Annotated in this window: 10 protein-coding genes; 3 read left to right on the top strand and 7 right to left on the bottom strand. The window is 43.9% G+C overall.

Annotated features, from left to right (window positions below; genetic code table 11):
• Positions 1-193 precede the first annotated feature (193 nt).
• Positions 194-316, top strand: coding sequence for a hypothetical protein (locus tag AC1U9U_RS11815; protein WP_479960765.1), 123 nt, complete (start codon positions 194-196; stop codon positions 314-316).
• A gap of 119 nt (positions 317-435) precedes the next feature.
• On the opposite strand, the gene AC1U9U_RS11810 is transcribed toward AC1U9U_RS11815, so the two are convergent.
• The 6 genes from AC1U9U_RS11810 to AC1U9U_RS11785 form a co-directional block, all read right to left on the bottom strand.
• Positions 436-2,460: a sigma 54-interacting transcriptional regulator gene (locus AC1U9U_RS11810; RefSeq protein WP_479960764.1), complete on the bottom strand. Its 2,025-nt coding sequence runs from the start codon at positions 2,458-2,460 to the stop codon at positions 436-438.
• Positions 2,461-2,491: 31 nt separating this feature from the next.
• Positions 2,492-4,597: an acetate--CoA ligase family protein gene (locus AC1U9U_RS11805; RefSeq protein WP_479960763.1), complete on the bottom strand. Its 2,106-nt coding sequence runs from the start codon at positions 4,595-4,597 to the stop codon at positions 2,492-2,494.
• Between the two features lie 25 nt (positions 4,598-4,622).
• Complete coding sequence (locus AC1U9U_RS11800; RefSeq protein WP_479960762.1) at positions 4,623-6,629, bottom strand: TRAP transporter permease; 2,007 nt, start codon at positions 6,627-6,629, stop codon at positions 4,623-4,625.
• Between the two features lie 12 nt (positions 6,630-6,641).
• Positions 6,642-7,664 (bottom strand): TAXI family TRAP transporter solute-binding subunit, encoded by a 1,023-nt coding sequence (locus tag AC1U9U_RS11795; protein ID WP_479960761.1) that lies wholly within the window; start codon positions 7,662-7,664, stop codon positions 6,642-6,644.
• 108 nt (positions 7,665-7,772) lie between these two features.
• Positions 7,773-8,930 (bottom strand): acyl-CoA dehydrogenase family protein, encoded by a 1,158-nt coding sequence (locus AC1U9U_RS11790; RefSeq protein ID WP_479960760.1) that lies wholly within the window; start codon positions 8,928-8,930, stop codon positions 7,773-7,775.
• 29 nt (positions 8,931-8,959) lie between these two features.
• Positions 8,960-9,784, bottom strand: coding sequence for an enoyl-CoA hydratase/isomerase family protein (locus AC1U9U_RS11785; RefSeq protein WP_479960759.1), 825 nt, complete (start codon positions 9,782-9,784; stop codon positions 8,960-8,962).
• 450 nt (positions 9,785-10,234) lie between these two features.
• On the opposite strand from AC1U9U_RS11785, the gene AC1U9U_RS11780 reads away from it, so the two are divergent.
• Positions 10,235-10,753, top strand: a complete 519-nt coding sequence (locus AC1U9U_RS11780) for an RNA polymerase sigma factor (RefSeq protein WP_479960758.1) — start codon at positions 10,235-10,237, stop codon at positions 10,751-10,753.
• Complete coding sequence (locus AC1U9U_RS11775) at positions 10,744-12,312, top strand: zf-HC2 domain-containing protein (protein WP_479960757.1); 1,569 nt, start codon at positions 10,744-10,746, stop codon at positions 12,310-12,312. Before AC1U9U_RS11780 ends, AC1U9U_RS11775 begins: the two co-directional genes overlap by 10 nt.
• A gap of 119 nt (positions 12,313-12,431) precedes the next feature.
• On the opposite strand, the gene msrB is transcribed toward AC1U9U_RS11775, so the two are convergent.
• Positions 12,432-13,391 carry a peptide-methionine (R)-S-oxide reductase MsrB gene (gene msrB / locus AC1U9U_RS11770; protein WP_479960756.1) on the bottom strand — a complete coding sequence of 320 codons (960 nt, stop codon included), beginning with the start codon at positions 13,389-13,391 and terminating at the stop codon, positions 12,432-12,434.
• Between the last annotated feature and the right edge of the window lie 61 nt (positions 13,392-13,452).

The following is a 13,452-nucleotide window of genomic DNA, read 5'->3' as shown; positions in this document are numbered from 1 at the left end:
TCACACTGCAGGAGTATTCGTCTCGGGACGCAGTGTGGCGAAAGGCTCTTCCGCCTTTCGTTCCAGGGCTGATACGTGAAGACATAGTATGTCTTCACGCGGCGTGCGGGCTGTGGGAAAATAATACTGAACCCGCCGCCTTACTTGGACCGCAGACGAAACAGTACAGTGTACTGTTTCGCGGCCTGGCGCTATGTCCCGGGAAACATACTATGAGGCGCGGCCTACCTGGGAAAGTAATATCCACACTGCAGGAGTATTCGTCATGGGAGGCAGTGTGGCGAAAAGCTCAACCGCTTTTCGTGTTGCCAGGTAAGAGTAAAGGCCATCTGAATAAGATGGTCTTTTTGCATTTGTCGAGGATGTGTCAAGGGGACGGAGTTATTGACACACTAATATGTAGTTTCACCCGTTCGGGAAGCACACTGCAGGAGTTTAGATGATAGCCGTTGCTCTCATCCGTTGAAGTTTACGGACGACAGTAGATTGATTGACACCTAAGGCCTTGGCAGCTTTTACTGTGCTACCATACCTTTGCATAGCGAGGGTAACAAGTTGTTCTTCAAGGTATTCAATTGCTTCTTTAATTGGGATTAGGTCATTCACGTGGATTTTGTTCTGGATCTTTTCTTCTTTATTAAGTGCTCGTTGCACACTAATTGATGTAATAAATTTGGATTTTTCTATCACTACCAGTTTTTCTAAGGTAGTTTTTAGTTCCTTTACGTTACCCGGCCAATCATAATTAAGGAGGAATTCTAAAGCGTCCTGGGATAGTTCTTTTTCTTCATTATACTGAGTAGCAAGTTGTTTTAAAAAGTAGCCTATTAATGGCCTTATATCCTCTTTTCGGTGGCGCAAGGGGCTGATATGTAAATTAACCGGATTTAAAAGAAAGTATAAATCATCGAGGAAGGTTCCTTTGTTGATATATTCCATGAGGGGTTTATTGGATGAAGCGATAATTCGGAAGTGAATTGGATTTCGACTTTGGGAAGTTTTGAGTCTTTGGTTTTGAAGATAGTGGAACAAATTGTATTGTAGTCTAAGAGACATATCTCCGATATTCTCAAGGTAGAGGACACCAAGGTTGGGGGAATAAAGTAGGCCGGTTGAATTTCGATCAGTCTGTGTTGATATATTTTCGCCGAAAAGTTCAGTTTCCAGTATGCTTTCTGGGATCAATTTACAATCGAGTCTATAAAAGGCCTTGTCTTTAAATGATCCCAAACTCTGGATTGTTTTCGCAATGCTTAATTTACCTACCCCTTTTTCACCAATCAGAATAATTGGAGAGGGAACATTTGCTATTCTCTTCGCAAGATCTAAACTTTTTTTGAAAGACTTAGACTGGGCAATAAGCTTAAACTCTGATTTATTAAAGACTTCACGCACCTGTACAACTCCACTTATCTCCCGTATATTAACGACGACACGATATAGATTTCCATCGTCATCAAAGATGGGATGAGCGGTGAGGAGAAGGGATCGGCCAAGGTTTGATGTTTCTATTATACTCACTGATCCCCCCTCCATCTTCACCCGATAAACGATATTTTTTCTAAAATAGCCCTGTGATATTAAGTAGGCAAAAGTCTTGCCATTTAGTTCTTCCTTCGGGGTTTCTAAGATTTGACTTGCTGCTAAATTACTGCGAAGTATTTCTCCCTCAGTATTACAGATTAGAATGCCGTCGTAGGCTGAATTTACAATAATCTCCAGTTCGCTATTTAGGTTTTTTACTGTCTGCAATTCTTGAGAGATGGATTCTAAATAAGAAATATCTTGAAATACCCCGACAGCTCCCATGACTTCACCATCTTGAATTATCGGAGTCCGGTTTGTAATATATTTACGTTTACCGACTTGAAATTTGACGTTATATTCAGGTATACCGGTCTGCACCACCTCGAGCAGACCACTGGGGATGATGACGTCATTGAGATACCGACCGATAGCTTCCTGAGGTCTTGCCCGTACCGGTCCTTCGGCGGCGGGATTCATAGAGGTAATGATTCCCTGCTTGTTGATCGATAGAATCGCACTTGAGGCGGAATTAAATACGGCTTCGAGTTCTTGTAAACGAAAATGATACCGTTTAAAAAACGTTTCCATCAGAGAAATTTTTGTGACAATTCCTTTAATCTCTTGATCTCCACCGAAAACAGGGAAGACTTCAAAAGGGAGATTCCAAACATTCTCGATCAAGGTTTCTTCTTTGAGGGGGATAAACTTAGTGCAAAGATAGCGGTATACAGGGTCCGTATAAGCAAAGTTTTCTATATTAAGTGTACTTAGAATATCCCGAAGGATCAGCCCTTTGAAGGCCCCTTGTTCATCTAACAGTGGGAGACCAGGTAGATTCATCTCTTTCAATAGAGTTAAGGCATCACCGATAGTATGGAAATCCCGTAAATAGACTGAAAGAGGTGTCATAATCTGCCCAACTCTTGTTACCATTGTGATGCTCTCCTTTCTAATTGACCGAGAATTAATCTAGTTTACTGACTAAAACTCCATCGAGAATCTTGGCTCCTTGACCTTCAGGAAAAGCCACGACAGGGTTTATATCAAGACTTTGCAAAGCTTCTCCAGCCTCAACCGCCAGTTGACTTACACCAAGGAGGATCTCGACTAAAGCCTCTTTATCGATAGCTTGCCTTCCTCTAACCCCATTTAATAAGGCAGTCCCTTTAATTTTGTTCAACATATCCCAGGTATCTTCGCGGCTTATAGGTATTGGTTTCAGAATAACATCTTTTAAAACTTCGACGAAAATCCCTCCAAGACCAAACATGATCTGTGGGCCCAGTACCGGGTCACGCTGTAGCCCTATAATGCATTCGACCCCTGGTGGTACTTGTTCTTGCACTAAAACCCCATTAATCTGTGCTTGCGGATTATAGTCTCTGGCTTTACTCATAATATTGGCAAAGGCCGCTGCTACTTCCTCAACAGTGCTTATATTCATAACTACCCCACCGGCTTCAGTCTTGTGTAGAATATCAGGGGAATCAATCTTCATCACAACAGGGAAGTTCATAGCGTTAGCCAGCTTGACTGCCTCATCTGCAGTATAAGCAAGGAATTCGCTAGTAACCGGTAAATTATATAATTTAAGGATTTCTTTTGTCTCGCGCTCAGTCAACGCTTGAATGCTGTCTTTTAGAATACTTTGGACTTTAGCCTTCCGTTCTTCATTTTTAGCTATGGCAGCCGGTGCAACCCAATTCCCACAGAAATTAGCATAAGAATATAAAGCCCCCAGTGCTTTGGCTGCGCGAGCCGGAGAATGATAGAGAGGTATTCCTGCTTCACGAAGAATGTCAAAGCCTGGCTTGGCAACCTGCCCTACACTCCAGCTGACTACGAGTGGTTTGTCAGTGTTTATGACGCTTTCCGCGATATCACGGCCGATCTTCTCGGCGATTTTTCCTGTAGCCATTGTAATTGCGACGATTAACATATCAATTTCATCTGAGGCGAGGAGAATTTGCAGACATTGCTTAAACTCGTCGCCTCGGTTTAGGGATTGGGCTGTTACATCAACCGGATTTAGTGCCGAACCAAAGGGGGGGATGACTTTCCTTACTTTTTCTTGTAACCCCGCGCTTAATTCCGGCACTTGAAGGTCGACCTCTTCCAAACGATCGGCTAGTAAAATACCGACGCCACCAGACATGGTTACAATTGCAACACGGTTCCCTTTAGGTAATTTCCCTGCTGAGAAGGCTTGAGCTAGGTCAATAATATCATCACTATCATTGGCCTGAAGAATCCCCATTTTCTCGAAATAGCTTTTATAAGCCGCACTGGATCCGGTAAGAGCCGCGGTATGGGTAGCGGCGGCTTTTTGTCCACACTTTGAGTTCCCTACCTTAAGAGCAATGATAGGTTTACCCAGCTCGGCTGCCCGAGTAGCAGTTTGCCTAAAGCTTTCCCCATCCCTAAGCCCCTCCAGATAGGAGATGATTACTTTGGTATTTGGGTTTTCAACGACATAGGATAGACCTTCACCTGCCGTTAAATCGACCTCATTGCCCGTAGTGATCACAAAATTTACCCCGATACTAGCTTCCTGTAATAAGTTAAAGAGCATAAAACCCACTGCACCGCTTTGAGAGACTAAAGCCACTGGACCTGCTTTTACTTTATCTACTTCTAATGACCCGCTAAAAGAAGCCATTAGGCCTGATGAAACATTGAGCATCCCCAGACAGTTCGGGCCAATAATACGAAGATTGTTTTCGTGGGCAATTTGTTTGATTTCCTCTTGAAGTTTTCCATTGCCGGTCTCGGCGAACCCTGATGAAAAGATAATGGCTCGCTTGATACCCCGCTTTCCGCAATCCTGTAGGATACTTGGCACCCTAGCCGCAGCAATAGCGATCAAAGCTAAATCAACGGGTTCGGGTAAGGCTTCAACGGATGGATAGCAGGTAATTCCGGCGATTTCTTTATATTTCGGATTAACCGGATAAATTTTTCCTTGATAGTCGTGTTTGAGTAAATATTTAAGAATTTTGCCGTTGATCGTTGTAAAATCCTGGCTGGCACCGACAATCACAACACCTGTAGGCTCCATTAGATAACGCATTGACTTCTCCCCCTATCTTAATATCCTAAAGCTTCTCAAGTGTATTATCCTGTGGGGAAGCAAAAACCGGCTGGGGTAATCCCGCATCTGCTGTCCTTCTCTGCCAAAGGAAAACGATAATAAGCACCGCTAGGCCGAAAATGTCAGTAAACAGACCGGGCTTAACCAGACCAAGGGCTCCGGCAAGAAGAAGAAAACGTTGCAGTTTTGTGGTCTTATTCAAGAGATACCCCTGGACGGCTGCGGCTAAAGCGATGACGCCAACGGATGCCGTGATTGCAGCCAATAAAATTTCTATGGGTTGGCCTTGGGCGATTAAAGCCGGCGAGTAGATCCAAATGAAAGGAATGATAAAACCGGCTATTGCTAAGCGTGCGGCTGCCCATCCGACCTTGCTGGGGTTTGCCCCGGCTATGCCCGCTCCGGTAAAGGCTGCAAGCGCAACCGGTGGGGTAACATTAGAGATGTTACCAAAGTAGAAGACAAACAGGTGAGCGGGAAGGGGAGCGACTCCAAGTTTAATTAAAGCCGGTGCAATGATCGTCGCGCCAACGATGTATACAGCGGTGGTAGGCATGCCCATACCTAAAATAATAGCTGTGATCATAGCTAGGATTAAGGTCAATATCAGGCTTCCATGGGCAAGGCCTACCATGTTATCACCGAGATTAATGCCTAGACTGGTCAGTGAAGAAACGCCAACAATAAAGCCAACAACGGCAGTGGCAATTGCAACTCCAACACTCCCCTTAGCACCCATTTCCATCGCCATAAGAATACCCTTGAAACTCATGCGAGTGCTCTTACGGAGATAGCTTGCTAAAACGGCGATAATAATCCCATAAAAGGCAGCGAATGTAGGGGTAACCCCTTTCATGAGCAAGTAAATGATGGCGATTAGCGGTAAAACCAGGTGTCCCCTTTCCTTTATGACATGCTTAAGTGAGGGTAGCTGTTCGCGGGGTATTCCCGATAGTCCAGTTTTCACCGCCTCTAAGTGCACCATTACGAAGACCGCTAAATAGTAGAGAAAGGCCGGTAAAAGAGCCGCAATCATAATGTTTCTATACGGGATATTGAGGAACTCTGCCATGATAAAGGCGGCAGCACCCATGACAGGAGGCATGAGTTGGCCACCAGTTGAGGCGACGGCTTCTACCGCACCCGCGAAATGAGGCTTGTAACCGACGTTTTTCATTAATGGAATGGTGAAGGCCCCGGTCGTAGCGACATTAGCCACGGCACTTCCGTTAATCGTACCCATAAGCCCACTGGCGAAGACTGCAACTTTCGCCGGACCACCAGGTGATGTTCCTGCTAAGGCCATCGATGAGTCATTAATGAATTTGGCCATGCCTGTTTCACCCAGAAAGGCACCAAAAAGTACGAATAAGAAAATGTAGGATGCAGATACCCCTAAAGCTGTGCCAAAAATGCCTTCAGTACCAAGATACATATGCTCGATAATTCGTCTTATTGAAAAACCGCTATGACCGAGGGAACCGGGGATATATTCTCCTAAATAGGCATACAAGAGAAATAACAGACCAAGAATCGGCAGCTCTTTGCCGAGAGCTCTTCGTCCCCCTTCGAAGACGACCAGGATTGCTAAAGCACCGAAGATGTAATCCCTCGTTATGGCGAGGCCACCTCGCGCTGCAAGTTGGTCATTGGCGATAAATATATATACTCCGATGGCGATGCTGATAATTATTAATCCCCAATCGAAAAGGGAAGGGAGAGATTTCATATTCTTTTTTCGTGCGGGGTAAAGGAGAAAGATCAAAACGAGCACAAAGGTCAGGTGCGCTGCACGCATTTTGATCGCTTCGAGGGTGCCGAATCCCGCAATCCACAATTGGAAACTGGACCACAGAATAGCAACAGTAGAAATGAGAAGAGCCATTTTTGTTTTAGGTGAGAATTTCCGGAATTTTGACTCGTTGTCATATTTCTCAAGGAGCTCTTGAACGACTTCCTCTGAAGCGATTTGATCCGCAGTTATTATCTTGTATTTTTCTTCATTATTCATGGGGCCCCCTCCTTACTTCAAAACGCCTACTTCCTTGAAGTATTTTTCTGCACCTGGGTGTAAGGGGATTGTACCCATCCCTTGGGGACCGGTTTCTTTGGTAATGTATTTAGCCGAGGAGTGGGTTATTACCAGGTCAGGAAGGTTTTCATACATTCCTTTGGTCAGCTTATAGACCAAATCTTCACTTAGGTCGGCACGGGTTACGAGGAGATTCGCAAGGGCGACAGTTTTGATCTCTTCATTCTGCCCTTTATAGGTTCCGGCAGGGATTGTATACTCATAGTAGAAGGGATATCTTTTAATTATTTCCTGAATCATTTCCGGTTCCAAAGAGAGTACTTTTATGTTAGTGGAATTTGCCATATCCATGATCGCTGCCAAAGGCATAGCACCGGAGAAGTTAGCGGCGTCAGCCTGGTTATTCTTTATTAATTCCGCTGCTTCGGTAAAACCGACATAATCCGGATTGACATTATTCGAACCTTTATCCCAGAAGTTAAGCCCATAGACATCAAGTACTTCCTTGGAATTAAAGAGGGTTCCGCTACCGGTTGCACCGGGGACAAAACGCTTACCTTTTAGATCTGCAATGGAATTAATTCCTGAGTCCTTGCGTACTACGATCTGGGTGACATTAGGATATAGTTGGCTTAAGCCACGGAGATCTTTATAAGCGCGGCCTTCAAAGCTATCTTTTCCTTCATAGGCAGAAAAGGCTACATTTGCCATTGTAAAACCGATATGTGATTCTTTTTGTTGGAGAAGTGTTATATTTTTAGCACTGGCATCTGTCGATTGGGCGGAGGCTTTGATACCGGGTACTTTATCACTCCATACTTTGGCGAGGGCATTTCCGATGGGATAATAAGCCCCGGCAGTCGTCCCTGTGCCGATATTAATCTTCTCGACCTTGCTTGAGTCGCCGCTACCGGTACTGCCGTTATTAGAACTACCGCTGTTGGTACTACCGCTACAACCCGCTAAGGTTAAAGTTAGAATAGTAGTCAGGATTAGCGCAACAATTTTTTTCATTAATCCCACTCCTTTAAAAATAATCTCATCTACCCCTCTATATTAAGATGATCTATATACATTTCATCTTTCTTATTAGTTTGCTTTGGACCTTTAATCAGGTTAATTTTAGCGGTTTTTACTTTCGCCCAGGGCTACCCCGGAGATAATTAGTTTCTGAATGTTTGAAGTGCCTTCCACTACTTGATAGGATTTAGCATCGCGGAGATAGCGTTCTACAGGGTATTCAGAGGAGTATCCGAAAGAACCCAGAATTTTCATCGCTTCATTTGCACAATGGACGGCAGATTCGCTGGCCACATATTTTGCGATTGAGGTTTCATATTGATTGGGTAGATTTTGGTCCTTAAGCCAGGCGGCTCTGTAAACCAGGAGCTGGGCAGCGGCATGTTCCGCGACCATTTCGGCAATAGAAGCTTTAATCATCTGGAAAGAGGCAATTTTTTGCCCGAATTGAGTTCTTTCGTTAGCATAAGCAATAGCTGCATTTATGGCCGCACCTGCAACCCCGAGTGCTCCTGCGGCGCAACTGATTCGAGTATTATTAAGCTGCCACATACAGATATTGAAGCCTTCCCCTACATTTCCTAAGACGGAGTCCTTGGGGATTTTGGCACTATCAAAGGAAATCTCACCCGTTGGGGCATTTGCCAGTCCCATCTTGGTTGTGATATCCCGTACGCTAATTCCGTCTGTTTCTTTGAGGTTGACAATAAAGCAGGTCATTCCTTTGTATTTTTTAGCACGGTCTGTAAAGGCATAAACTAGGCCCCAATCTCCATAGGCTGCCTGGGATATCCACATTTTCTGACCGTTAAGCTCCCAGTAATCTCCTTTATCTTTCGCTGTGGTATTCATGCTTGCAACATCTGAACCTGTGTTAGGCTCTGTGATCGCGAAGAAACCCAGGGAATTTCCACTTACCCAGTCAGGGATAAAACGCTCTTTCTGTTCAGGAGTGCCATAATTATTGACGGTCAAAGCAGTTCCGATGTTTTGCATGTTCAGGGGAACCCGCCAGGAAGAGTTTACTTTGGCCAACTCTTCTGCAATAAGGACCGATTCCAAAATACCAAGTCCGTTTCCTCCGTATTCCTCTGGTATTCCGCATCCTAAAAATCCGGCGTTGCCCATTTTGCGTACTATTTCAGGTCTGAAGGTATGATTTTTTAGATCTTCATCTAAGGTGGGGATTATCTCCTTCTCAACGAATTTTGCTACTGTTTCACGAAGCATGATTTGTTCCTCGGTAAATTTAAAGTCCATTGATGAATTCCTCCTTATTCGACTTTCTCTTATTCCCCAGTAAACCGGGGGGGGCGCTTCTCCCTTATAGCTGCGACTCCTTCCATATGATCAGCCATTTCAGTGACGATTGCCATGTGTGAGGAAATCATATCTAAGGCGGTTCTAAGGTCATTAGTACGTAAACCGGAATAAACTGCGCGTTTGATCATTTGTACACTGACAGGGGGGCTATCGGCAATTCTAGTCGCAATTTCTAAGGTTGCTTCTTCCAGCTTATCTAGGGGAACGACCTTATTGACAAGCCCTATACGTTCAGCCTCGTGAGCGGATATAAAGTCAGCTGTCCATAAGAGTTCTAATGCTTTGGCGGCCCCAACTAGACGAGGCATATAGTAGCAGCCTCCATCTCCGGGGACTAAACCTACTTTTACATACCCTGCAGATAGCTGTGCTGTTTCCGCTGCGATTCGAATGTCGCACATTAAAGCCATATCTAGGCCTGCTCCGACTGCTGCGCCATTGATCGCGCATATAACGGGTTTATCCATAGAATCCAAGGTGAGAGCAATTTTATGAATGTAATTTGTGAGCGATTTTTTGCGATCAAGGCCTTTTGGTCCCCAACACTCACCCTTTTCATCTTCAGCGATAAATCCTTTACCTGCTAACATCGTCTTTACATCTCCGCCGGAACAGAAGGCTTTCCCTACGGCAGTCACAATCACGACACGAATTTTGGGGTCCTCCTGGGCATCTTTCAATGCTTCCGACCAGGATTTGATCATGGGCGATGAAAAGGCGTTAAGTGCTTCCGGGCGATTAAGGATAATCTTAGCAATTGAATTCCTTTTCTCATACATTAAATGAGTCATTCAATTCCTCCTTACTTTAAGTTTAGGCGACGCTGAATTTCCAATTATGCAGCGATGCATAGGGGTGGTTCTTTTATATAATGCGTTCCTTCAGTTTTTACTCTATCTCATGCACATGTATTACAGATTGTTTCCAGCTTAAAAGGATGGTTTTATAATATGAATGGTTAAAATACAGGGGCGGGTGGTCAGAATACATAGAATATTCGGACTATTCAGACTATGCATAAGCGCATAAGGATGGCTTATAATGATGTGGGAATTACTTTAGCTATTAAGCATAAGCTCTTTACTTGCAATTCCTTTAATGTAGGGACTGAAATGAGCGGCGATTAAACCTTTAAGGCTTATCGCCATTTTGTATATTTTTTATTTTTTTGTAATAAACATCCGCATTTTCTTACTAAGTTTATAGAAGCCAGGGAAGGGCGGTGTCTGGGTGATGCTTGGATGAGAAACCTAACTGAAATGTATCTGGAACTTAGGGAGCCGATTTTTGGTTATCTCCTGCGTCTTTCGGGTGATTATGACCTCGCAGAGGAATTAACCCAGGAAACGTTCTTTCGCGCTTTACAGGCACTGCCAAAGTTTCGTAAAGAGTCTTCGGTAAAAACATGGCTGTTCGCTATTGCCCGCAACACTTATCTTAGTAAGATTAGTAAAGAGCATACTCGGGACATTGCCTTTACCCTCATTGATGAGAAGCTTCTTAACTCAGGAGAGAGTGATACAGATCCTGCGGAGCAGCTCCTCCAAAAAGAGCAAAGGTTGAATATGAAAAAAGCCATTTACAGCCTACAGGAAACCTATCGAACGGTGATAATTCTTAGGGAGTATGAAGAACTGAGTTATGGGGAGATAGCGAAAACATTGGGGAAGACAGAGAATTGGGTTCGGGTAACATTCTATCGTGCGAAACAGAAATTAAAAGAGATCTATGCGGACGTTGGAAGGGAGGAATGGAAGTGAAGATTGATTACTGTAAGATCACAGAGGATCTTATCCCTTTGTACGGTGACGAACTTGTATCACAAGAAACCAGGGACTTCATCGAATGGCATCTGGAAAAATGTCCTGAGTGCAGGGAAAAATACTTGGATATGGATGACCTGGTACCTGATATTCGGGCAGATATATTTACCGCCGAAGAGAAGGATAAATTTCAATCTGCTAAAAAGTTTCTTCTTAAACTTAGGAAGCGAATGTTTGTGGCAGGAATTTTGGTTCTAATAATAATGCTTATTGCTAGTGCAGGCAGCTTTTTTTATGGTAGGAGTTTTAACAATGAAGTGCCGGTTAAAGTGAATTCAGCTGAGGATTTTGCCAATAGCGTTGTCCCAGGGTGGCAGAGGGCTGAAAGGGCAGGACAAATTGTGGATATTAATATATCAGAGGTTATTCCTGGCACAGATGCCGTAGTAACTTTTGAAAAGGTATGGTATACCCCGTCTTATACCTATGTGCTTTATACGGTAAAGGAACCGAGCAAAAACTATTTGATGGCCTCTCGGAGGGCTATTGATGTGCCCCCTGAAGAATATATGAGAAACAATTCCTCTATGGAGCCTTTAAGTAAAAGGTGGGGAGGTATATCTGCGGAGGGATATCATCAGATCATGGTTTTTATGGGATACAATACCCCGGTTCCGGCACAGGAGCTTACCTTAACAGTTTCAAACTGGATAATCCCTGAAGGTTCTCGAAAGCCTGGACCTGTTGATACCATCGAGGGTGAAATTTCAGTTCAACTCCCTCTCTCTGATGAATTTCTCAGGGAGTCCTCGGAAATGGTACCCCTTGATAAGAGCTATGAATGGAAGGGGAGAAGCCTCCACTTAACGGGTATGGAGGTAAAGTCCTCCAAAACCTTACTGTATGGGGAGGTAAAGCTACTGGAAGGAGAAACTTTTAATCACCTTGAAGGGTTTATTAGGTCCGGTGAGCAATCGGCAGGACTTAGTTATGAATCCATTGTTCCTGGTGATACTCCCAACTCCTTCAAATTTACCTTCTATGCTCAACCATTAAACCAATGGCCCAGTAAAGTATCATTGGATATTAGAGCTATCCAATTCAAAACTTCCGATGTATTAAATTTTCCTGTGGATTGGTCACTTTATGTAGGCAAAGAGGGACGGAACAAAGTTCCTGAGGGACAGGATGCGGCAGTATCCTTCTACGATAGTACGGTCAGATTGGGGATTATTGATCCGGAAAATTGGATTGAACTGGAGATTGTGGAACCTGCAGAAAAGATCCGGAAGAAGGAACCCTATGTTGCAAAGTCGGATGAACTTTTATTTGATGATCGCTACAACAACTTTGCTTCAGGACTTAAAATCACCAATGAAAACGGAGATATACTTGAGGTAAAGGGTGGTGGAAGTTATTATGGGCAGGATGGAATTACTATAGGCTTTGGCATTGACCCAGAGGATGAATTGTGGAAGACCAGCAAAAATATTACCATAACCATAAGTAAGCCGGATGCTCGCTTAGTTGTAAATCAGCAAATAGAGCTGAACTAAAATAAAAGCGTCATTTCCCGTAAAGGGGAAGACGCTTTTAACTATAAGTATGAAGTTTTAGGGTATGTAGATATTCAGCTCTTTCGCTTTTCGGTATAGGATCATACGATTGATGCCGATTAGTTAAATAATAGTAGAAAATCTCCGTATCCCTCGCGCTCCAGATCTTCCTTTGGAATAAAGCGCAGGGCAGCTGAATTAATGCAATAACGCAGCCCTTCCGGGCCAGGTCCATCGTCAAACACATGCCCCAAATGAGAGTCGGAACTACGGCTGCGAACCTCTGTCCGGGTCATGTTATGGCTTAGGTCAGGCTTTTCGGTGATGTTGCCTTTTAATATCGGCTTGGTAAAACTAGGCCAGCCGCAACCACTATCAAACTTGTCCTTGGAGCTAAAAAGGGGCTCGCCAGAAACAATATCCACATAAATTCCCTCATGTTTGTTATCCCAAAACTCATTTTGGAAGGGCGGTTCAGTTCCATTTTCCTGAGTAACGTGAAATTGCATTGGCGTCAAGCGTTGTTTTAAAAGGTCGTTATCTTTAGGCCAATGGCTTTTTATAAACGCATCGCGACCGGAACCTTGGCGATAAAGCTCATAACGAAAAGCATTCTTTCTATGGTAACCTTGGTGGTAATCTTCTGCAGGATAAAATTGAGCTGCAGGGAGAAGGCGTGTGGCAATAGGTTTATTGAATCGTTTGCTCTCTTCAAGTGCTTTTTTAGATTCTTCAGCAATACGGCGCTGTTCTTCACTATGATAAAAGATGGCCGTTTGATAGGATTCGCCTCGATCATGGAATTGCCCACCCGGATCGGTAGGATCAATCTGTTGCCAAAAAAGATCAACTAGTTTTTTATAAGTGATTTGGCTTGGATCAAATTTAATTTGGATGGCTTCCAAATGTCCGGTTGTATGGGAGCATACCTCATTATAGGTTGGATTCTCGACATGTCCACCGGTATAGCCGGATTGAACTGCCATCACACCCTTCACTTTACTAAAAGCGGCTTCTATGCACCAAAAGCAGCCTCCGGCAAAAGTGGCGATTTCTATTGCGGGTTTTTCAGTATTCATAGCAGACCTCCTCCTTGAGCATAGGATGGACGTGAGTCTATAAAGTTATCCAATAATTAGA

The sequence above is a fragment of the Desulfitobacterium sp. genome, assembly GCF_982384815.1.
The sequence above is the reverse complement of the archived record's forward strand: the minus strand, read 5'-3'. Positions and strand labels throughout refer to the sequence as shown.

Coding starts and splice junctions, on each gene's coding strand:
- AC1U9U_RS11815 (WP_479960765.1), top strand. CDS start 194: ATGTCCCGGGAAACATACTATGAGGCGCGGCCTACCTGGGAAAGTAAT.
- AC1U9U_RS11810 (WP_479960764.1), bottom strand. CDS start 2,460: ATGGTAACAAGAGTTGGGCAGATTATGACACCTCTTTCAGTCTATTTA.
- AC1U9U_RS11805 (WP_479960763.1), bottom strand. CDS start 4,597: ATGCGTTATCTAATGGAGCCTACAGGTGTTGTGATTGTCGGTGCCAGC.
- AC1U9U_RS11800 (WP_479960762.1), bottom strand. CDS start 6,629: ATGAATAATGAAGAAAAATACAAGATAATAACTGCGGATCAAATCGCT.
- AC1U9U_RS11795 (WP_479960761.1), bottom strand. CDS start 7,664: ATGAAAAAAATTGTTGCGCTAATCCTGACTACTATTCTAACTTTAACC.
- AC1U9U_RS11790 (WP_479960760.1), bottom strand. CDS start 8,930: ATGGACTTTAAATTTACCGAGGAACAAATCATGCTTCGTGAAACAGTA.
- AC1U9U_RS11785 (WP_479960759.1), bottom strand. CDS start 9,784: ATGACTCATTTAATGTATGAGAAAAGGAATTCAATTGCTAAGATTATC.
- AC1U9U_RS11780 (WP_479960758.1), top strand. CDS start 10,235: ATGAGAAACCTAACTGAAATGTATCTGGAACTTAGGGAGCCGATTTTT.
- AC1U9U_RS11775 (WP_479960757.1), top strand. CDS start 10,744: ATGGAAGTGAAGATTGATTACTGTAAGATCACAGAGGATCTTATCCCT.
- msrB (WP_479960756.1), bottom strand. CDS start 13,391: ATGAATACTGAAAAACCCGCAATAGAAATCGCCACTTTTGCCGGAGGC.